Source organism: Alteromonas sp. AWJ4_197 (assembly GCF_056160285.1).
Genome location: NZ_JBSWWW010000007.1, coordinates 56,209 through 76,297 on the forward strand (window position 1 = coordinate 56,209; position 20,089 = coordinate 76,297).

The following is a 20,089-nucleotide window of genomic DNA, read 5'->3' on the forward strand; positions in this document are numbered from 1 at the left end:
ACAGACCTTCAGGTTGAAGATTTTAGACTTTCCGCGACCTCTATACTAAGAGGCATATGATCGCTGACTCTAATCCAGTCGGTGCGCTTGCCAAGAAATAATTTTGACTTGTGAATAATATCTTTAGAAACAAATGCATAATCGATGTGGTATGGTTTTTCTTCTCTTCGATGTAAGTAGAATGTTGGTGAGCTCTCTTTACCTTGCTCCTCTTTAAATTGTTCGTGATATAGACTCGAAATCCCCATTTCTTTTAACTCAGCTATGACGTCGCTATGACTCCACCAACGATCTCCCTTATCCCAGACCGCATTACTATTAAAATCTCCGATAATAATCGTTTTCTCATTCTCTAAATCATTCCTGTGAATTTGAAGATACTTCCAGAATTGCCCCATATAACCAAATATCTGGGAATCATTGCCTTTTGTCCAAACGGCTAGGACTGTCATTTCATCATTGATGATAAAAGGCAGAAATAAGTTCAAGTCTGATGTTGACCAAGTAAGAGAAGAGCTTTTAGTCTGTAAACCCTCAATCTTAAACTGTCCATTCCAGTTCAATGCTTTAATCAAGTTTCCATTTTTTGGAAATATACCAATACCCTTACTCTTATAGGTTCCGACCCAAAGGTATTCACCAGCCCATTCACGATATTGTTTCGTTGATTGTGCCGGATCTTCGCATTCTTGTACGATCACTATATCTGCATTAAGAGCGTCGACCTCGTTGGTCTTTCTCCTTAAAGCACCATTGCAGTTCCATGTAACGATCTTCATTGTTGATTGCCATTCATAATTCATTACCAGCAATTCATAGTAACGCTAGTCACGACTGAAAAATGTTCTATATTTTACGTGACTTGGGAGCATACTCACGTACTCGAAAACCTGTTTCATTTCCTATTTGCTTATACACTAATTATCAAAAAAGTCCTCATCGACTCGCTTCAGATGTAATGTTTCCACATCTCTGCACCCCACATTGAATCTCAGCATGAGTTTCGAGAGCTGTTGTCCATTAATTAAAACGATACGGCTTCCAAGGTCTCTTGCGGTTTGCACGGCCGACTGAGTGAAATCGGAAGTAGTTATAAATAGCCCTTTGTTTGCCTTTTTTAGGTTGAGTGCTCCAAAGAAATCTCGAATATCACCCGCTCCAACGTTATTTCCTTCAGCGTATCTTTTCGCCTGAATATAAATTTGGTCAACGCCGAGAGGGTCTTGATTGATAACGCCATCAACTCCATTGTCCCCTGTTCTTCCTAGTGCATGAGCGGCACCTTCTTCGTTTCCTCCATATCCCATTTCGACAAGCAAGTCGACAAGCAGCGTTTCAAAGAAGATGGGAGAAACAGCTCGTACTCTAGTGAGAAGATCTGTTGATAGTGAATCGTTAATTTTTTCATAAGCGCGTCTCAAGACCTCATCGGGGGTCATTTGTTCGTCGTCTTGGATGAGAGTGCTATCCACTACTTTTATTTCAGAACTCTGTCCGTGAAATGAATTGAATGTGTCAAACTGCTTCAAATATTTATTGTCGATATTCTGGCCAGAATTGAGTGCTTCTATCCCTCTTTCAGTTATCGAGAAGAAGCCTCTTTTTCTAGTATCTAATAGGCCAGCCTTAGAAAGGTAAGTTTTCGCCCATCCGATACGATTAGCAATAACGGTTTGTTTACCGCTTGGGAGAAGCTCTGAAATTTCCTCATCGGTTAGCTCTAGCTCATTACTGATCTCATCTACAGCATCTCGAAATTTTACTTCTCCTTCTCTCGCCTTCTCAAGGACTGGCTTCATTAATTCTTGATAGGTTGGAATCATCAGTAAATCCTTTTAATTTTTTCAGGGTATCGATATAAATAAAGCTGTCGAAAAATAGCTGTAAGCCAACGACCGCTTCACGTACGTTTCTGCTTCTCAAGCCCACGGGCATCAATAGACAAGGAGCGGATCTCCAGATTTAATCAAGCTCTGTGATGAAAGCGTCTGGACTTTTAAGGAAGCCAGATCAGACGAACTCTCTTTATTTTAGATTGCGAATCTTTAAATTAATTGATACTTAGAAACCATCTACGCGTTTTGCAGTGCTTTTCAAAGCATTGGTAGACACATTTTTTGGTACAGTTTTGTTAGTTTTCTTAGTGGTGACTTTATAAATACGATACTCCTCTTCTTTTATTTTTCTTTTCACGTCATCAAGTCTCTGTAAAAGCTCTTTGAGTTCGCCAGAAGCTTTTAACTCAGATAGAAAAGAGCGCCAATACAACCAGCATAGTAGCCCGATAAAGGGTACAAGTATCCAAGGGATGGCATTTCTAGGAAAGTCATCCAGAATAGATATTGCGATGCAAAGCAAAACAAAAGAGCCAATAAGTCCCGAAAAGAGCAGTGCTACGATATTGGAAAAGAACCGCTCGATTTTGTAAGTAAACTTCGCGCATCTAGATTTTTCTGCGTTGATCTTGTTCTCTAGAGTATTATGAGTTTCTTGGTATGTCCTTAAATTTGTGAACTCAAAAGAGCAATTGAATTTATGAGAGATTCCTTTCTTTGCTCAGTAGTCATCGAATTCCATAAACTCTGACGAACTTTATGCTCTTCCTTTTTGCACTCTTCTTGTTCAATTTTTGCCTTTTCTTCGTCTATCTGCTTGCGTAATGTTGGATTGGTTTGATGCAGAAAATCATGGATAACAGCCTGTGCTTCTTCAGGTGTACAAGAAAAATGCTCAGAAAGGCGCCCTGTTGATTTATGTTTTAGGCGCGTATATTTTTGAGCAAGTAGCTTGTGTAGCAGGAGTTCTTGTTCATCAAGTTGTTCAGCGGGAACTTTCCACGCTTTAAACAACACATAATCAGGGTTTTCCGTTTCTGATATACGCCTTTTGGGGTCGCGTTTAGTCTTACCAACTTTGCACTGATTTCCCTTTCTTTTATCAAACGCTATATAAACCCAAGCCAAATTTTACCTCCTTGCAGCACTTTTCCATCAGTGACTTTAGATTGAGCTTTATATGTGTTATCAGGCACAATGGAAAGGCAGAACCTCGCTCATTCGTGCCATTAAAATTTTGATGAGTCAACCATCGCAATACGTTCTCTATTGAAGATGATTTCACGCATCGCCAATGACCGCTAAACGTACAGAGGAGACCTTGCTAAGTATTTCGATGATGTCCGCTTCTGACCATTTCCTGCCATATAAAAGGCTCATTCATCCCCCAGTAAATTCCGCCAGACAAAAAAACTAAAAGATTTTCTCAAACCTCCGGCAAGGATAATCACCCCAAAACCACCTTCACGGCCCCGAACACCACCACGCCGGTGAGAGTGGGTAATCCCATCGAGCGGGTTTTCGACCATACAAGCAATGTTGCCAGCAGGCCTGCTACCGTTGCTGTCCATGAGGGGATGGTGAGGTGGACCGGTACCAGCGAGCTGCCGAGCATGGCGGCTATCATTGCAGGGCCGGATACGGTGAGCCAGTCTGGCAGATCGGGTGTTGTTTCATCGTTCTCATGCTTAGCGAGTTTTTTGCGCATCCACAAATAAGGCAGCAGTCTGATTAAATAAGTGCCTACAGCAATACTGATGAGGGTCAGCCACATTTCCTGACTCATTTCTGGCTGTCTCCGGGTTGCATTGCCTTCATTGCATAAAACACGATGGCGCCGGCTAAGGCGGCAAGGGGAATGGCTGCATTCGGGTAACTGGCTATTTTGCACAGCATAGACAGCGCCGCAGCGGTTACCAGAGTGGTGGTCCACAACATGCTGTTGCAGCGGGGGGCAACCAATACCGCAAACAGGGCGGGCAGGGCGAACGGCAGGGCTTCATTGACGAGTGGCCAGCGTTGGGTAAGTGTCTCGCCGGCTACTGCGCCAAGCGCTGTACCGCCAATCCAGCTGAACCATGCCAGCAAGCCTAAGCTTGTATACCATGCCATCCGGTGCGCTTTGGGCAGTTGTGGCAAGCGCACCAGCGCTAAGGCAAATACCTGGTCGGTAAGTCCGTGCATCAAAGGAAGCCAGCGTTTATCTGAATCCATGTACCTGGCAATGTTCGGTGCATAAACCATATGGCGGGCGTTAATCAGCAGTGTCATCAGCACAACAAGTGGCAGGGGAGCACCGGATGCCACCATGGCTACAAATAAAAATTGTGAAGCGCCGGCATAGATAAATGTTGAGATCAGAATGGTTTCAAATACGCTGAAACCAGCTTGTATTGAAATTAAGCCAAAGGAGATGGCTACGGGAATATAACCCCCGAACAAGGGAAGGGCATCCTTCAGTCCCTGACGCCATGGCGAAAAGTCCGGCGTGATTGTAAGCGTATTCATTCCGCAGGTTCCTGTATGCATGTTCCGGTAACCCGGTCATGGTGAAAATAGTGTGTCATGTGCAAGGTGAGATGAAATTAAACGTTCCGGCTGTAACCGCGCAGCACCGGGGCGGCGGGATCCCGTAAAGCCAGTTTCTCCAGTGCAAGTTCTCTGGCACCGGCAGATGCGCCGTATAACGGTGCCTTTTCCGGCTCTGAGGTAACAGAAATAGCCGTGCCGGCAATATTACTGGCCAGTCCATCTTCAACGCAGGCTTGCAGTGCCGGATGGTGACAAAGCCGACCGCCGAGCACCACCTTTTCCGGATTGGTCAGTACGCAGGTGGCGGCCACCACCTTACCGGTGGCATTCAGCACCTCCGCGGGCAGTGCGTTGCCGGGTGTCAGCGCCATTTCATAAAAGTGTTCAGTATACAGAGATTCAAGTAGCGGTGGCGCAGTGCCCAGCCTGACATAACCAATTTCACCGGCCATACCGTCAGCACCACGCACAATATTACCGTTGAGCATGAGGCCGCAGCCTATGCCTCTGCCAAGATGGATATAAGCAAAATTCTGACAGCCGTCATTCAAATATTCGATGAGTGTGGCCCAGTTTACATCGTTATCGACGGTCACGGGGCACTGGTAACGATCGCCAAGCAGCTGTGCAAACTGAAGGCCGTGCGCCAGCGGAAAAGGAGAGTGAGGCAGAGCCAGCACATTGCCGGTAACCGGACTGACAGGATCGGCCACCGACACGCCGGTGGCGAGCAGCGGTGCGTTTGTTGCTGCCAGAGCTTTGTCTGTGAGGGTGAACATATCCTGCACGAAATCTGCCTGCAAACGCCCTTTGGGATAAGTCACATACTCTTCAGAAAGTGTATCTCCGGTAAAATCCGTAATCCGTATCCAGGTGGCATTTTCTTCCAGTGCTAGGGAGAGCAGAACCCCGAAATCCGGGTTTATTTCATAAATGACCGACGGACGTTTTGAAGACACGTTATCCATTTCAGATGCGGTTTTAATCATGCCTTTTTTAGTCAGCCTTTGTGCAGATTCTGACACCGTAGGTTTGGAGATCCCGGTCATTTTGGCTATGGCTGCACGGGACAAACGCTGCGCTTTCTCCAGACACTGAAAGAACTGCTGGTCTGTGCGCATGGCCAGGCTGCCGGGCCGGTGATCAGGCTTGGCTGACATCGTGTGCTGCTTCCTTTCTCTTAAATCTGCTTTGTTAACGAAATGAAAAAATGTCTTTACTCAATGCGGAGCCAAGACTAGTATAATTTAACAAATTAGGAAACCTTACTTATTTAATTGTGAGGTTAATGATCTATAAAATGAGAGGGAAGTACTGTGAGCGAACCGACGTCTAAATCGTATCTGCCCGACGATATCGAAAAAGCCATTAAAGACACTAAACAAATGTGGCGGGAGCGCATTGGTGATGTACCTGCTCTGCTGGAAAATATTGTCGCGGGCCTTGAAAGAGACATTCAGGCTATTGAACAGGATATTAAAAACGGCAACACAGGCTGGCCCGAAGCAAACTACGAAGATATTGCCGCCGGTACGGTCCCCGCGGATGTGATGGCACGGGTAAAACAACGGGGATGTCTGGTGGTAAGGAGGCACTTTCCCCGTGAACAGGCTGTTAAGTGGGACAAAGAGCTGGTGGATTATGTGGAATCTAACGATTTTGATAATCAGTACCGGGGTCCGGGAGATGACTTTTTCGGGACCTTGTCGGCGTCCCGTCCTGAAATATTTCCTATCTACTGGTCTAAACCTCAGATGGAAGCGCGCCTCAGCAGTCGCATGCAGGATGTACAGGTATTTTTAAATGCATTCTGGAAAACGGAATCGGAAGGCAGGAAATGGTTTGATCCGGATTGTAATTATATTTACCCCGACCGTGTAAGACGCCGCCCGCCCGGCGTGACATCCGGCGGTCTCGGACCACACACTGATTCCGGCGCGCTGGAAAGATGGTTATTACCGGCATATCAGAAGGTGTTCCGCCATATTCTGGACGGCAACTTTGATAAGTACGACCCCTGGGATGCAGCCTGGCGACCGCTCGTGAATGAATATGAAAGCGGAACAACGAAATGTTCGGCGTTCAGAACGTTTCAGGGCTGGACGGCATTAAGTGACATTAAACGGGACCAGGGCGTGCTGTTTACCATTCCCGTGCCGGCGGCGATGGCGTATTTGCTTATTCGCCCGTTGCTGGACGATGTGCCGGAAGACAGTTTATGTGGTGTGTCGCCCCGTAAGGTGTTGCCGGTGGATGAGAAATGGCACAGCTTGCTGTTGCGGGCGAAGGCAACTATCCCCGATATGTCGCCGGGAGATTCGGTGTGGTGGCATTGCGATGTGATCCACGGCGTAGAACCGGTTGAAAACCAGCAGGGGTGGGGGAATGTAATGTATATTCCTGCTGCGCCGGGTTGTGAGAAAAACCGTTTATATGCACAGCGTTGTGCAGATGACTTTAAAGCAGGCAGATCGCCGGATGACTTTCCGGAAGAGCATTACGAAGAAAGCTGGGACAACAGAGTGAAATGGTCAGACTTATCTGACGCAGACAAAAAAGCATTTGGTGAATAAGCCGGACAGTGCCGGCTTATACGATATCCTCACCGGACGGTGCCAGAAAGCAGGAGTCACCGGTTTTCTCACCGCCTTTAAAGGTTTTCACCTCACTGACGGTGAGACCGGTGTATAGTTTGGGTTCGTCCACAATGGCACTGACGACGGGATCGTCCGGTCCCCCATTTAACCAGGCGTTCACAGCGTCACGGTTGTGGGGCAAAAAGCACGGAATGGATTTTTCGTGAAACTGGCTGAAACGGGGATGGGGCGGTCTGGTGATCACCGCACAGGCAGCCGTGCCGTTGTCGAACTGCCTGTACACTGCACCGATTAACATGGCGCCCTGCGCTTCCATCAGGTAATGCACTTTCCCTTTTCCCCGCGGATTCGACTCGCCAACTGCGGTGGCAACCACAATACCTCTTTGATAACGTACCGCATGTTTCCAGAAAGGACTGTCGAGATTACGCGCATTGAAAGTAGTACGGTCACCAATAACCAGTCCGTCGCCCTCTGGTCTGGCATCAAACCACCAGGTCGCATCAATGACGTTGTCAGGCGCTGTTATCAGATTGGTGATTTTACGGGCCGGATTTTTACCAAAAGCGGGATAGAAATTCAGTACCCCGCCGCTTTCTTCCTTAAACAAGGGCAGTGTGGTGGTTAAGCCAACTTCTTCTAGCAGGTCAATGACGGCGGGGCAATCTGTCACCCGCTGAATGAATCCGCACATAGCAATGCCTTTCTGAGAATAATCATTACACAGTACAGGACAATCGTGGCGATAACACAGTTATTTGCCGTCTGTGACATCCGGCAACACGAAAGACACTTTATTCGGGTGCAGGCGGAACCATAAACCGGGATTCTCATCAAGCTGTGCCTGTGCGGTGGTTTCGTCTTTGCTGACGGATGTGTTCAGCACCTTTGCATAGGTCACCTTTTTGGCCGGTGCGGTGCTGGCATCCACCACTGACTGAACCAGTTTTTTCGCGCCCAGAATAGCGGCCGGTCCGAGGGTTAAAATCATCCCTGCTACGCGGCATTCTGCTTCGTCCTGCGGGCTGATTGCGCTGCCACCGGCTTTAAATTTACTGATGTGGTGCTCAAGAATACTGGCAGAAATGGGAATGAGGCCTGCCATGTGTGAGGCTTTTGCGCCGGAGAAAGGCTTGATATAAGCCAGGTGAGACGCCGCATTGTCTTCCGGACCGTGACCGATAAAGAAAATGTCCAGACCACCAAGGCGTTCAAGTTTTTGTAAGTAATCTTTCAGACCTGCCTGTACATCTTCAAGATCCGTTTGCATTGGGGTGAAGCTTTTGATTTTGGCAAAGAATGCATCGCCAAGAATACGCTCGAAATCCCGCACAAAACTCAGGCTGTTTTGCATGCTCATGGGGGCCAGTGCATCCTGTGTGAATACGTTCAGCCGCGCAAGTACATCATCCAGTTCCCTGCCTTTTGCTTTTTCTCCCAGCAAACGGTGAAATGCCTGAGCGCCACGCCCGCCAAGCAGGGCAATGTTAATATCGCCGTCCTTGCCTTCTGCTGTTTTCAGTAATTCTTCCAGCATGGCTTTACCCACTTCCGCTTCTGATGGCAGAACAACGGGGGAAACACCATAGTCTTTGTAGTTGCTGACGGTCGCTTCGTGCTGACTTAACCAGACGTTTTTTTGTTTATTTGCTTGCTGAGTCACTCATTTCACCTGTTAAAACGATTCGGTTCTGTACCCGCTTTATCGGTACATAAAAAAATGCCACCGGTAGCATAGCATTAGTCAGGGTTTGTTTCGAGGCTATCCTGAACGCGCAAACTACTCACCGGTATTCTGGTGACGGCTATATCTTCTTTGTTGACGGCATAGCTGATCCAGAGTGCATCACGCCAGACAATACTCTTCGGATAGCTGTAACCGGTGCGTTTATATTTTCCGGCGAATTTCATCGGCGGCAACGTAGATTCATCTCTGGCGAGCAGGGCATGATCAAAGTGTTTGCCGTCACGGCTGAGTGTGACAACCAGCGGCAGCCGGTCTTTTGTGCCGGAGGGGTTATTTACCAGATAGGCGGTGCCATCGGGTAAATTACCGGCGCTCTGTTTGGCCCGTGAGTCAGGCATATTGGTAACCGCAGGCAAAGACCAGGTGTCACCGTTATCTTTACTCGCCGATGCCAGCACACGAAAGCTGCCGGCCTGATCGCGAAACGTCATAACAATGTTGTTGTCTGCATCAACAAAGGATGACGGTTCAAGCTCCCTGCTGATGGTGTCTTTGTGGGGTAAATGGGTGAAACTGCCCGCTGTCCATCCTGACGTGGCTGAGGGGTCTTCAGTGTAATAAGGTGTCGCATGCAAACCCGGTTGCATGTGAAAAGCCGTAAGAATGCGGCCTGACGGCAAGGCTTTCAAATCCTGCTCAATAATACCTTGTACCGGGCGTCCGCCGGCACCGGTAACCGGTTTAAATGCACTCCAGTTTATGCCATCTGAACTAGTGGCATATTCAGTATGCCCCTGCTTTTGTGGTGCATCGTCTGGCCATACATTAATAAACGCAATTAAAGTATCACCCTGCATCCACCAACCGCCGCTGGTAACAATGGCGTGCTCCCTGGCCGGTGCAAGCATACGGGACTTATTCCAGTGTTCTCCGTCCTCACTGAAACTGTAAATGACATGGGTGCCGGGTCCGTCTTCATCTTTTCCCGACGTTTGCCACTGGCAGAAAAGTTGGCCTTTAAAGCCCGTGAGCACAGCGCCGTGGTTGTAGCCCGCCTGAGTTTCAACACCTTCAAATACGGTAAAGTGCTGTACGCCATCCGGCGATTTAAGTGTAGGGAAAGTGTCGCCGTGCTTTGTAAATAGCGTCGGATTGACGGTAAACGGCGCCGAGGGCTCAGCGGATTCTTCTGAAAACGCACTGAACGGATAAGTGAGGACAAGTAACGCAAACAGAATACGCAGATCTACTTAACGAAAAGCCGTCTGGCGGAATGCAAAGAGGGAAGCTGAGAATGGGGATTGAAACATGGCAGATATTAACACTCCGGGCCGGTTACCAGCGCTTCAGTTTAGGTTTGCGGCGTTGCCAGAATTGAGCGCCTTCGTATGGGAGTTCATGTTCTACAGTGAAGGTTTTGTCGGCAATAATGCTGCCGTTTAGTTCCAGTGTCATACGCCAGTCACCGGCTTTATCGTCAAGGGGCTCCCAGAGAGTATCCCCTAAATAAAAGTCCCAGTCGTTTGAGCGTACATATTCCTCACCGTCGAAGGGCGCCATGGGCTCTCCGTCTTTACCCGGTATGTCGGGGTGATAAATACAGTACCGGACCTTTTGATTTTTCGCCCGCTTGATATTCACAATGAAGCCGAATTCAATATCCAGTTCAAGGGGGATATCAAGGGTAAACGTCTTTATCTTAGGCAACGCTTTGTCTTCAGCATCCCATTTTGAATGGATACCAAAAGTCAGCATTTCTATAACGGGTTCAGGTCTGGCCATGGTCTTATCCGGCTGGGGTAAAATCGCGGGCATGGTATCAAATCCCGTGCCGGTCTCACAGTCTGTTTGAACCCTGTAGAATGCTGGTGGCGATCAACTATACTGTGATAAATGCAGTAAACAGAGTCTGACAGGTGGTTAGCAGTATGAAAACGACAGGCATTGTGGCGGTGTGTGTTTTATTACTGACAGGGTGTGGTGGTTCGGGAGACAGCACCAGCCGGCCAGTGCCGGCTGATAGTGTGCCTGACACAACAGTGACAGAAAATGTCAGTTACCGTCAGGTGCTGGCTCTGAATGCCACATCCCCTGATGTAAATATGGCTTATGGCGAAGAGCCATTGCAAACAGGCTATTTGTGGATGCCCGCAGACGTTGTATCGCCGCCGCTGGTGGTTATGATCCACGGCGGCTGCTGGTCAAATCAGTACGGACCGGAACAACTCTATCCTCTTGCCTCAGCGCTTCAGGAAGACGGTTTTGCTGTGTGGGTGCCGGGTTTTCGTCGCAACGGGGATGGGGGCGGCGGCTGGCCGGGTACGCTGGAAGATGTCGTGCAAAGCATCAATTATATTTATCAGCAGAACGAGTTCCGGTTTGACGAAACCAGCGTTACGCTGGCCGGACACTCTTCAGGCGGTCACCTTGCATTGCTGGCCAGTCAGCAAGTCACATTACCTGTTGCGCGTATCACCGGGCTTGCGCCCGTTACGGACATTTTGGCTTACTCACAGGGTGCAAACAGTTGTCAGCAAGCTGTTAATTCATTCATGGGAAGCCGCCGGGAGGACGATCCGCAGGCCTGGGCTGAGGCAAATCCTGTTAATCACAGTTACGATACACCGCTTTGGATCCTTGCCGGTGAGCAGGATATTACGGTGACCATTGAACAGAATCCCATACCTGAGGCCACTTTTGTTGTAGTGGAACGCGCCGGACATTTCGACTGGCTACATCCTGATACGCCTGCTTTTCAGGTGTTTACCTCTTTGCTGGCCCGTTAGCCCCTAGTACAATTTTCGTGTAATTTGCAGTAAATATGCATAAAGTGGCTTTTTTCTGTCATCTGACAACCGTATTCTGAGCCGTATAAGAAAAAGAGTAAGGACGCTGTTTTGTTGTTATCCCATAAGCATCAGTTTTTGTTTGTACATATCGCCAAAACCGGCGGTACCAGTGTAAGAAAAGCCTTATCCTCTCACCGTTGGGATGTTAAATACGGTCTGCCGCAGTTTGTGGTGAACAAGCTAAGCCAGTTCACCGGGCATAAACTGGGATGCCGTTTTCCCCGCCACAGCCGCATTGTGGCAGCCAGTGAAATGTTGCCGGCGGATTATTTTAGTAATCTGTATAAATTTGCCTTCGTGCGCAATCCCTGGGATTTGCAGGTCAGCTCTTTTTATCACATCAAGCGGGAACGCCCTCAGGTTCTGGAAGGGCATGACAACTTTAAAGACTTCATGCGTTTCAAGTTCGATCCGGCACGGCCTTATCAGTATCACATCGATACTTCGCTGCAGTTACAGTCTGACTATCTGGTGGATTTGCACGGCAATGTGCTGGTGAATAAAGTCGGCAAGTACGAAAACCTGCAAGGGGATTTCGATAACATCTGTGAGCATATCGGCCTGAAAAAAATCAAGCTGCCCCACAAGCGTAAAGCGGATGACAGAAAACGCTACCGCGCTTATTACGATGATGACCTGGCGGAAAAGGTGGCTAAACATTTCGCCCGGGATATTCAGATGCTGGGGTATGAGTTTTAACCGGGCATACTGCCCGGGAGGATCAGTAAAGCTTGCTGCCCCAGCTCAGTTTATTCCGCAGTACATTGAAATAGCTGTAGCCTTTAGGGTGCACAAGGCGCAGGGTATCCTGACTTTTATGCACGCGGATCTCATCCCCGGGCAGAACAGGCAATACGATGTGACTGTCACAGCTCACCTGCAGGCTGTCACTGTTTACTTTTGATACCCGCATAGAAATTGTGCTTTTTGAGTCCACCACAATCGGGCGGCTGCTGAGGGTATGGGGGAACATGGGCACCAGAGTTAATGCATCCAGGTGGGGTACAATGATAGGGCCGCCGGCAGATAAAGAATAGGCCGTGGAGCCGGTAGGTGTGGCAACAATCAGTCCGTCAGAGCGCTGACTGAACACAAACTGGCCGTCGATATAAATCTCAAACTCCATCATGTGAGCCACTTTACCGTGGTGCAATACTACTTCGTTCATCGCGGCATTATTGCTCTTCAGTTTTTCGTGGCGATACACACACACTTCCAGCAGGAAGCGCTCTTCAACCACGGTTTCACCGGAAAAAATAATATCCAGTTGCTCTTCAATCTGGTCCGGGTGGATATCGGTTAAAAAACCCAGGTTTCCACGGTTTACGCCGACCACATGAATGTCAAAACGGGAAAGGACACGCGCTGCGCCCAGCATACTGCCATCCCCGCCGATAACCACGGCAAGGTCGGCTTCTTTTCCGATAGTGACTAAATTGGCGGCAGGATATTTGTCATTATCCATCTCATCAATGATGGATTCTTCGATGAGTACGCGGCAACCACGTTTATCGAGCCAGGTCGCTATTTGTTTGAGACTGTCCTGAGTGCCGGTATGGTCAGGTTTACCAATCAGGCCAACGGTTTGATAAGTCATAATCTGGCTAATGCCCGCATGCTGCTACATTTTTTCGGACATTAGCACAGAGTTTGATAAAAAAGAAAGGGTTAGCGCGCCACCCAGCCGCCATCAAGTACCATGGTCTGACCGGTGATATTGCGGGCGCCGTCGCTGATGAGAAATTTCGCCGTTGCGCCAAGTTCGTCCATGGAAATAAATGCTTTCTTAGGCATGGGTTTGAGCATAATTTCATTTACCACTTCTTCTTCGCTGATCCCGTTTTCCTTAGCCTGGGCAGCAATTTGCTTGTCTACCAGCGGGGTTTTTACATAAGAAGGGCAAATGGTATTAATGGTGACATTGCAGTCGCCGGTTTCAAGCGCAATAGTTTTCGCGAAGCCAAGTAAACCGTGCTTTGCTGCGACGTAAGCCGATTTAAAAGGAGAGGCAACCAGCGAGTGTATTGAGCCCACATTAATAATGCGGCCAAAATCATCAGCACGCATACCGGGTAAAAATGTCTGGGTAAGCAGGGCAGGGCCAACCAGCATAATATTGATAAGCTGTTGCCATTTTTCGGCCGGAAAATCCTCGATTTTAGACACATGCTGGATGCCGGCGTTGTTGATAAGCACATCTACCTTCACGTCTCCCAGTTTACCGGGAAGTGCTGCGACCTGCTCAGCATCGCATACGTTAACTTCAACGGCCTGCGCGCTGAAGCCGGCGTCCTTTAATTGCTGAGCCGCAGACTCAGCGGCATCAAGATTAATATCTGCAATGAGTAGATGATGCCCGTCATTTGCCAGTGATTCAGCAATGCCATACCCGATGCCACTGGCACCGCCAGTGATAAATATATTCAAAGCCATGATAGAACCTTAATTTGATGATAATCCAAGAACGATATCGCGGACGGCGTTAATCTGCTCTCCGCTGCGTGTGGCGTAATCTTCTCCGGTGTAACCCCACCAGTCCCAGCAGCCCTGAGGATTTAAAGGCATGAAAAGCGATTTGCGGGTTTGCGGGTACACCACCACCATATTGTTACTGTCGGCCCAGTTATTCAAGCCGGTTTGCTCTACGTAAGCTTTGCCCACTGCTTCTGCGTACTGATTACAGCCATGAAAACTGACATGCACCCGGCATTGTTCACCTTCACGGCAACTGGCAGGAATATAAGCATAGCCTGTTTCTGCCATGGTAGACGCATTATCGCCGGCGAGTGTCTGCTGACTGAAACTCACTACCTCACCACTCAGCTTGTCGCTGGCGGGTTGTAAACCGTCCAGCAGAAAGTTGAGCATTTCTCCTGCAGCATCATAGTCACAGCGGCCGATATAGGGTGAGTCAGACGACATGCACTGTCCGCCGTTGTTCTTTGTAGGGAATAAATGGGCAACCGGTTTATTGTTAACGTAAGTAATTTGTTCAGCCGGCATCAAAGCCGCATACTGGGCGTTCAGTGCGTCACTGACGGCGCTGTTCACCCGCACGTCGCGGGTGCCGTGAAATAACCAGACCTTATCGTTTTGCAGTGCTGACAGTGGCGCCAGTTTTCCTTCCTGCGCCAGCGTTTTTACTTTTCCGGTGAGTGCATTCACATCAATGGCTGGTTCAGTTTTATCAACACACTGACTCAGCGCTGTGCTGATATCACCTTTTGCGCAGTAATAAGGGCCTGCCGCCAGAATGCCCGCTCCGTCAATCCAGTCGCTGTAAGCCAGATGAAACTGATTGGCCATGTAACCGCCGGAAGACAAGCCTGACACTGTGATGTGAGCAGTATCGAGGTTAAGCGCCGGCACCTGTGCCATTGCGCCGGCGCTAAATAATGCTGAGAGCAGGGCGGCGGTGGCGTTGTTTTTCAATCCGTGCATAAATCGTGTTTCCGTTATGAATCGTGAATGTTTGAATGAGGAACCGGGTGCATCATTCAGTTTCGTCGTTTAAAAACCGGCGCAGCAGTTGTGCTTTTTGTTTGATGTCAGCCACTCCTTCAAGATGCCCCAGTGCGCCTTTCAGGTAACTGAGTTGCGTATTCTTGCCTTGTGATTTCAAAATACCATGGGGTGCTTCCGCCATGTATGGCATCAGCAGAAGATCGGTTTCAGCGGGCAAATAAAGCGTTTTCGCCTTAACGTTCTTCAGCCCCTCTTGCAAGGAGCCCCGGTGGCCGGCAACGAACAATTGATTTGCGCGTACCAGGTAAAGCAGGTGGTTGGCATCCATTAAATCAGCACGGTCTTCTGCCCTGCTTCTGAGCCAGTTAATGATTGAATGGGTGGCATGAATATCCTCAAGCGGGCCTTTTTCCTGTGGTGTATAGCCCAGCGCTTTGCCTTGCTGATTGAAAAAATCCGGATGCAGCGCCTGCAGAGTAATGCTCATGAGTGCTGCGACCAGACCGTCTTTTGGCGGATTATCAGGGGTATAATCACCGTTATTCCAGTGTTTATCCAGCCGGATTGGCGTGGCCCACTGTTCCAGCGCGGCGGTGGTCCAGGCGTCAGCCTGAGCCGCAGGGATCACGGCAATCATTCGGGGCACCCAGTCCGGATAAGTCGCGGCCCATTCCTGTGCCTGCATGGAGCCCATAGAGGGACCGGCAACGGCATGCAGCGATGAAATGCCAAGGCTTTCCAGTACGAGTTTTTGTACGTTCACAAAGTCGCGGATGGTCACCACCGGAAACGACAAACCATAAGGCTTACCGGTTTGGGGATTGATGGTGGCCGGGCCTGTGGTTACCACATTCGGGTCGTAAGCGGACAGGTTTACCAGAGAATCCACACTGATCACAAAGAACTTATTGGTGTCTATGGCCTTGGCGGGGCCGATAATGGCATCCCAGTATCCGGGTTCCGCATCATCTCCGTGATACCGGCCGGCGGCGTGTGAGTTTCCCGAAAAATAATGCGTGATAAGTATGACGTTATCTTTGGCGTCGTTGAGTTTGCCGTAACTTTCCCAGCCAACTTTCACTTCAGGAATAATTTCTCCGCCGTAAGTTTCAAACTGAGTAGTGGTGAAAACCTGCTTTTCTGTCATCAACATGGCTGTACCTGACTGGTTGGGCGGTGTGGCGGCACAGGCCGGTTGGACGGCTACCGCGCATAAGACAATTAACCTTACCAGTATGCTACGAAAATTAGTCATAAATGTAGTCATCATTTTCCTTAAAACAGACTGAACAGCGTAATGGCAATAGCTAAGCCAATAACCGGCACTACCACTGTCAGTGCGGCCATGGCACCGTATGCGGCTTTGTGGGTTTCGCGACAAATAGCACGGATGGTGGTAACAACGTAACCATTATGCGGCAATGAATCCAGCGCGCCGGATGAAATAGACACGATGCGATGCAATTGTTCGGGCTGCACGCCCTGGTCAATATAATGCGGTGCAACCAGCGGTAAAACAATGGCCTGGCCGCCGGACGCTGAGCCGGTGAGTCCGGCGATGACACTGACCGCAATCGCTGCGCCAATCAGTTCATTGCCGGGAATATGCGTCATAATTTCAACGGTTTGCTGAAAAGCCTCTGTGTGTTTGGCGATGGCACCGAAACCCACCACGGCGGCGGTGTTGCCAATGGCGACCAGAGCACCGGTTGTGCCATCGTTAATGGCGGCGGATAAATTATGAAAGTAGCGGAAATTGATGATCATCAGCGTCAGTACGCCGCCTGCCAGTGCAACGATTAATGCCAGTTGCGCCATGCTGTCATGGAGTAAAAAGGATAATGCCAGTACGACAAACAGGGGCAGTATGCCGGTCAGCGGACTGGGGTAATCTCTGGCTTCAATTTCAGGATCGCCGGTGCGGCTTTCAAACTTTTCGCCGTTCGCGATGGCACGGCTAATCATGCGCTTCAACCACCAGTAACCGAATGTGGCCATAAAAACAGCAACCAGCAAACTGACTTCCCATGCTGCAAAGGGAGATGTACCCAGATATTTTATCGGGATCCAGTTCTGGATTTCAGGTGAACCTGCTGATGTCATGGTGAAGGTGACAGAGCCGAACGCCAGTGTAGCCGGAATAAAACGGCGGGGCAGATTGGCGTCTTTAAACAGGCTGAGCGCCATGGGGTAAACCGAGAATGCCACGACAAACAGGCTTACACCACCGTAAGTTAAAATGGCGCAGGCAAGCACCACGGCCAGCACGGCGTGTTTAAAACCCAGCTTATCGACTATCCAGCGGGCCACGGAGTCTGCCGCACCGGTATCTTCCATGAATTTACCGAAAATAGCCCCCAGCAAAAACATAAAAAACCAGGCCGCAATGAAGCCGGAAAAGCCGCCCATGTACAAGGTGACAAAATTCTCTTCGCCCTGAAAAAGAGGAATACCGCTGGTAAGCGCAACAATAACGGCGCAAAGCGGAGCAGCAATAAATAAATTCATGCCGCGGATGGTAAGCACAATAAGGAGGGCAAGCCCGCCTGTAAGGCCAATCATACTGATCATATCGGGTTCCTTAATAACAATCTGTGACCGCAGACGCTTCAGGAACTGAAAAAGATTGTGTCGTTAAATCAGTAAGATGCCCATAGTACGATGGTACTACTTACTGCTACAAAAAATTAACATAGAGTTTACCTCAGACCGCAGCTTCAGTGCCGAATAGTTGAAACAGATAACAAAAGGGACACATCATGATAAACGCACAGAAACCCGTTAACCGCTTTACCCGCACGCTAAGTGCAGTGGCGGTCACTGCCGCATGCTTAAGCAGTCAGACTGCTTTTGCGCAGCAAAACAACGATGAAAGCAGAGGCAAATTAGAGCGCATTGAGGTGACTGCCCGTAAAACGGTAGAGTCATTACAGGAAACGCCTGTTGCTATCACTTCAATCGGTGCAACTGAATTAACGGAAAAGGGCATCAGCGTGCTGACGGAAATTCAGCAGTTCTCACCGAATACCACCATGCAAACCAGCCGCGGTACCAACTCTACCTTAACAGCATTTATCCGCGGGCTGGGTCAGCAGGATCCGCTTTGGGGTTATGAGCCCGGTGTTGGGATTTACATTGATGATGTGTATATGGCACGGCCACAGGGCGCGGTGCTGGATTTACTTGATGTACAGCGAATTGAAGTGCTGCGGGGGCCGCAGGGCACATTGTACGGTAAGAACACCATTGGTGGTGCGGTGAAATATGTCACGAAAGAAATGACCGGTGAACCTCAGTTTAACGCTGAGGTGACACTGGGCAATTACAGCCGCCGTGACATGAAATTAACCGGTCAGATGCCGCTGATTGAAGACAAAGTTTACCTGGGTGTGGGTTATGCAAACCTGAACCGCGATGGTTACGGTGAGTTCCTGATCTCTGCACTGGATGGTCAGGATACAGAAAACTACAACAAAGATCTGTGGGCTGCCAGACTGACCCTGGAAATTCATCCGTCTGATAACCTGTTCCTACGGTTCGGCTGGGATAAAACCGAAGATGATTCAAATGCTAAAGGGGGTTACCGGTTACTGCCAAGCTTACGTACCGACGCACCGCAACCGGATTCTGTTTTCGACTCTTACACCAGCATGCCTACAGACAACTATGTTGAACTGGAAGGCTTCAGCTGGCTCGCCAGATACAATGTGAATGAAAATCTGGAGCTGAAATATATCGGCTCCCACCGCGAAAGTTTTTCTGATACCAATATCGATTTTGATAATACTCAGCTGGATATTTTTGACGTACCGGCCATTTACGATGACTCTAACGATACTCACGAAATTCAGGCGAACTATACCGGCAGTGCGTTCAGCCTTGTAAGCGGCCTGTATTATTATGACGGTGAATCCTGCGGCGTATTTGATGCGGTACTTGGTGTGCTGGGGCGGGACTACGCGGCGCTTGGCATCTTCCCTGAAGGTACGCCGGGTTTCACCCGTGAAGTGTCCGGTTGTAATAACAGTGAAAGCTGGGCGGCGTATACCCAGTTAAATTACGATATTACCGATAAACTCTCTCTGTCTCTGGGGGCCCGTTATACCGACGAAGAAAAACAGGCAACGGTAAATAACGGCACGGTATTGTTTAATCTGTATCCTGAATCCGGCTGGATTGACGGTTATGTCCGTCCTGACGGTCTGACTATGCCGCAGGTGCTGGGCAGCGATTCCGACGGCGACGGCGTGCTTGATGCGCCGGCAACAGAAAGCTGGTCACGTTTTACGCCGCGGGTAGGGGTAGAATATCAGTACACCAGGGACACCATGTTCTTCGCCAGTTATTCTCAGGGCTTTAAGTCCGGTACGTTTAACCCCCGCGCGACAATCAATGAACCCGGTGTATCACCGGAAGTAGTGGACTCGTTTGAACTGGGCGTGAAAAGTGATGTAACCAGTCAGTTCCGCGTCAATGCCACGGCGTTCAGCTACAACCATAAAGATCGTCAGTATATTGGTATTGAAGGTAACTCCGATGATCCCACAGCATTGCTTCAGCGTCTGAGAAACGCCGCTGAAACTGCCGCCTCGGGTATTGAGTTGGAGATGACTTACGTGGTGAATGAGGCACTGAAGTTTGATCTGGCCTACGGTTTTATCGATTTTGAAATTAAAGAAAATAACGCTACGCCGCCGCTAATCGGACTGGCAAGCACACCGGAAAACACCCTGAATTTCGGTGCAAACTATTTATTGCAAACCAGCATGGGTGATTTCATTTTCAACGCAAACTATTACTACCGTGATGACTATCTGCTGTTTGAAACCAGCGACCTTATTGAGCAGGACGCGTACGGTATGGTCAACCTCGGCGTAAGCTGGGAAAGCATGGAAGGTAACTGGTACGGTGGTCTGCACGTGAAAAACCTGACTGACGAAGAATATCTGGTTGGCGGTTATGACTTTGTCACCCGCAATGAGGATGGCAGTTACGGTCCCGGTCTGGGTAACGACACCACGCTGATTGGCTATTATGGCGATCCGCGCACAGTACAACTTACTGTAGGCTACCGGTTCTGACTCTGATTGTGTGTAAACTCTGAAAGGCGGCAAGGGCCGCCTT

19 protein-coding genes are annotated in these 20,089 nt (G+C 49.1%); 4 read left to right on the plus strand and 15 right to left on the minus strand.

What is annotated here, in order from left to right; translation table 11 throughout:
* Positions 1-8: 8 nt before the first annotated feature.
* The 6 genes from ACXAGC_RS16205 to ACXAGC_RS16230 form a co-directional block, all read right to left on the minus strand.
* Positions 9-779, minus strand: a complete 771-nt coding sequence (locus ACXAGC_RS16205; RefSeq protein WP_474845453.1) for an endonuclease/exonuclease/phosphatase family protein — start codon at positions 777-779, stop codon at positions 9-11.
* Positions 780-917: 138 nt separating this feature from the next.
* Positions 918-1,823, minus strand: a complete 906-nt coding sequence (locus ACXAGC_RS16210) for a restriction endonuclease (protein WP_474845455.1) — start codon at positions 1,821-1,823, stop codon at positions 918-920.
* Between the two features lie 678 nt (positions 1,824-2,501).
* Positions 2,502-2,963 carry a GIY-YIG nuclease family protein gene (locus ACXAGC_RS16215; protein ID WP_474845457.1) on the minus strand — a complete coding sequence of 154 codons (462 nt, stop codon included), beginning with the start codon at positions 2,961-2,963 and terminating at the stop codon, positions 2,502-2,504.
* A 319-nt stretch (positions 2,964-3,282) separates the two neighbouring features.
* A complete protein-coding gene (locus tag ACXAGC_RS16220; protein WP_474845459.1) occupies positions 3,283-3,621 on the minus strand; it encodes an AzlD domain-containing protein in 339 nt (112 codons plus the stop codon).
* On the minus strand, positions 3,618-4,343 hold the full coding sequence (locus ACXAGC_RS16225) for an AzlC family ABC transporter permease (RefSeq protein ID WP_474845461.1): 726 nt from the start codon (positions 4,341-4,343) through the stop codon (positions 3,618-3,620). The genes ACXAGC_RS16220 and ACXAGC_RS16225 overlap by 4 nt, the downstream gene beginning before the upstream one ends.
* A 77-nt stretch (positions 4,344-4,420) precedes the next feature.
* Complete coding sequence (locus ACXAGC_RS16230; RefSeq protein ID WP_474845463.1) at positions 4,421-5,527, minus strand: ROK family transcriptional regulator; 1,107 nt, start codon at positions 5,525-5,527, stop codon at positions 4,421-4,423.
* 156 nt (positions 5,528-5,683) lie between these two features.
* On the opposite strand from ACXAGC_RS16230, the gene ACXAGC_RS16235 reads away from it, so the two are divergent.
* Complete coding sequence (locus ACXAGC_RS16235; RefSeq protein WP_474845465.1) at positions 5,684-6,940, plus strand: YbiU family protein; 1,257 nt, start codon at positions 5,684-5,686, stop codon at positions 6,938-6,940.
* A gap of 16 nt (positions 6,941-6,956) precedes the next feature.
* Here ACXAGC_RS16235 and ACXAGC_RS16240 read toward each other — a convergent pair whose 3' ends face one another.
* The 4 genes from ACXAGC_RS16240 to ACXAGC_RS16255 all read right to left on the minus strand — a co-directional run bounded on the left by ACXAGC_RS16240 (position 6,957) and on the right by ACXAGC_RS16255 (position 10,433).
* Complete coding sequence (locus tag ACXAGC_RS16240) at positions 6,957-7,658, minus strand: SOS response-associated peptidase family protein (RefSeq protein WP_474845467.1); 702 nt, start codon at positions 7,656-7,658, stop codon at positions 6,957-6,959.
* Between the two features lie 60 nt (positions 7,659-7,718).
* A complete protein-coding gene (locus tag ACXAGC_RS16245; protein ID WP_474845469.1) occupies positions 7,719-8,627 on the minus strand; it encodes a hypothetical protein in 909 nt (302 codons plus the stop codon).
* A 77-nt stretch (positions 8,628-8,704) separates the two neighbouring features.
* A complete protein-coding gene (locus ACXAGC_RS16250) occupies positions 8,705-9,685 on the minus strand; it encodes a sialidase family protein (RefSeq protein WP_474845471.1) in 981 nt (326 codons plus the stop codon).
* Positions 9,686-9,986: 301 nt separating this feature from the next.
* Positions 9,987-10,433, minus strand: a complete 447-nt coding sequence (locus tag ACXAGC_RS16255; RefSeq protein WP_474845957.1) for a DUF3859 domain-containing protein — start codon at positions 10,431-10,433, stop codon at positions 9,987-9,989.
* 146 nt (positions 10,434-10,579) lie between these two features.
* Between ACXAGC_RS16255 and ACXAGC_RS16260 the strand changes: the two genes are divergently transcribed.
* Positions 10,580-11,437, plus strand: a complete 858-nt coding sequence (locus ACXAGC_RS16260; RefSeq protein WP_474845473.1) for an alpha/beta hydrolase family protein — start codon at positions 10,580-10,582, stop codon at positions 11,435-11,437.
* 111 nt (positions 11,438-11,548) lie between these two features.
* Entirely contained in the window at positions 11,549-12,199 is a 651-nt protein-coding gene (locus ACXAGC_RS16265) for a sulfotransferase family 2 domain-containing protein (RefSeq protein ID WP_474845475.1), read from the plus strand.
* Positions 12,200-12,221: 22 nt separating this feature from the next.
* On the opposite strand, the gene nadK is transcribed toward ACXAGC_RS16265, so the two are convergent.
* From nadK to ACXAGC_RS16290, 5 genes are all read right to left on the minus strand, one after another.
* Complete coding sequence (gene nadK, locus ACXAGC_RS16270; RefSeq protein ID WP_119500923.1) at positions 12,222-13,097, minus strand: NAD(+) kinase; 876 nt, start codon at positions 13,095-13,097, stop codon at positions 12,222-12,224.
* Between the two features lie 71 nt (positions 13,098-13,168).
* Positions 13,169-13,933: a 3-hydroxybutyrate dehydrogenase gene (locus tag ACXAGC_RS16275; protein WP_474845477.1), complete on the minus strand. Its 765-nt coding sequence runs from the start codon at positions 13,931-13,933 to the stop codon at positions 13,169-13,171.
* 9 nt (positions 13,934-13,942) lie between these two features.
* On the minus strand, positions 13,943-14,941 hold the full coding sequence (locus ACXAGC_RS16280) for an extracellular catalytic domain type 2 short-chain-length polyhydroxyalkanoate depolymerase (RefSeq protein WP_474845479.1): 999 nt from the start codon (positions 14,939-14,941) through the stop codon (positions 13,943-13,945).
* Between the two features lie 52 nt (positions 14,942-14,993).
* A complete protein-coding gene (locus ACXAGC_RS16285) occupies positions 14,994-16,220 on the minus strand; it encodes an E22 family MetX-like putative esterase (protein WP_474845481.1) in 1,227 nt (408 codons plus the stop codon).
* 20 nt (positions 16,221-16,240) lie between these two features.
* Positions 16,241-17,536 (minus strand): GntP family permease, encoded by a 1,296-nt coding sequence (locus tag ACXAGC_RS16290; RefSeq protein ID WP_474845483.1) that lies wholly within the window; start codon positions 17,534-17,536, stop codon positions 16,241-16,243.
* Between the two features lie 188 nt (positions 17,537-17,724).
* Here ACXAGC_RS16290 and ACXAGC_RS16295 point away from each other — a divergent pair, with 188 nt between their 5' ends.
* Positions 17,725-20,046 carry a TonB-dependent receptor gene (locus ACXAGC_RS16295; RefSeq protein WP_303574594.1) on the plus strand — a complete coding sequence of 774 codons (2,322 nt, stop codon included), beginning with the start codon at positions 17,725-17,727 and terminating at the stop codon, positions 20,044-20,046.
* Positions 20,047-20,089: the final 43 nt, after the last annotated feature.

Excerpts from the sequence above, each read along its gene's own strand:
- ACXAGC_RS16205 (WP_474845453.1), bottom strand. The coding sequence starts at position 779 with ATGAAGATCGTTACATGGAACTGCAATGGTGCTTTAAGGAGAAAGACC.
- ACXAGC_RS16210 (WP_474845455.1), bottom strand. The coding sequence starts at position 1,823 with ATGATTCCAACCTATCAAGAATTAATGAAGCCAGTCCTTGAGAAGGCG.
- ACXAGC_RS16220 (WP_474845459.1), bottom strand. The coding sequence starts at position 3,621 with ATGAGTCAGGAAATGTGGCTGACCCTCATCAGTATTGCTGTAGGCACT.
- ACXAGC_RS16225 (WP_474845461.1), bottom strand. The coding sequence starts at position 4,343 with ATGAATACGCTTACAATCACGCCGGACTTTTCGCCATGGCGTCAGGGA.
- ACXAGC_RS16230 (WP_474845463.1), bottom strand. The coding sequence starts at position 5,527 with ATGTCAGCCAAGCCTGATCACCGGCCCGGCAGCCTGGCCATGCGCACA.
- ACXAGC_RS16240 (WP_474845467.1), bottom strand. The coding sequence starts at position 7,658 with ATGTGCGGATTCATTCAGCGGGTGACAGATTGCCCCGCCGTCATTGAC.
- ACXAGC_RS16255 (WP_474845957.1), bottom strand. The coding sequence starts at position 10,433 with ATGGCCAGACCTGAACCCGTTATAGAAATGCTGACTTTTGGTATCCAT.
- ACXAGC_RS16260 (WP_474845473.1), top strand. The coding sequence starts at position 10,580 with ATGAAAACGACAGGCATTGTGGCGGTGTGTGTTTTATTACTGACAGGG.
- nadK (WP_119500923.1), bottom strand. The coding sequence starts at position 13,097 with ATGACTTATCAAACCGTTGGCCTGATTGGTAAACCTGACCATACCGGC.
- ACXAGC_RS16275 (WP_474845477.1), bottom strand. The coding sequence starts at position 13,933 with ATGGCTTTGAATATATTTATCACTGGCGGTGCCAGTGGCATCGGGTAT.
- ACXAGC_RS16280 (WP_474845479.1), bottom strand. The coding sequence starts at position 14,941 with ATGCACGGATTGAAAAACAACGCCACCGCCGCCCTGCTCTCAGCATTA.
- ACXAGC_RS16285 (WP_474845481.1), bottom strand. The coding sequence starts at position 16,220 with ATGACTAATTTTCGTAGCATACTGGTAAGGTTAATTGTCTTATGCGCG.
- ACXAGC_RS16290 (WP_474845483.1), bottom strand. The coding sequence starts at position 17,536 with ATGATCAGTATGATTGGCCTTACAGGCGGGCTTGCCCTCCTTATTGTG.
- ACXAGC_RS16295 (WP_303574594.1), top strand. The coding sequence starts at position 17,725 with ATGATAAACGCACAGAAACCCGTTAACCGCTTTACCCGCACGCTAAGT.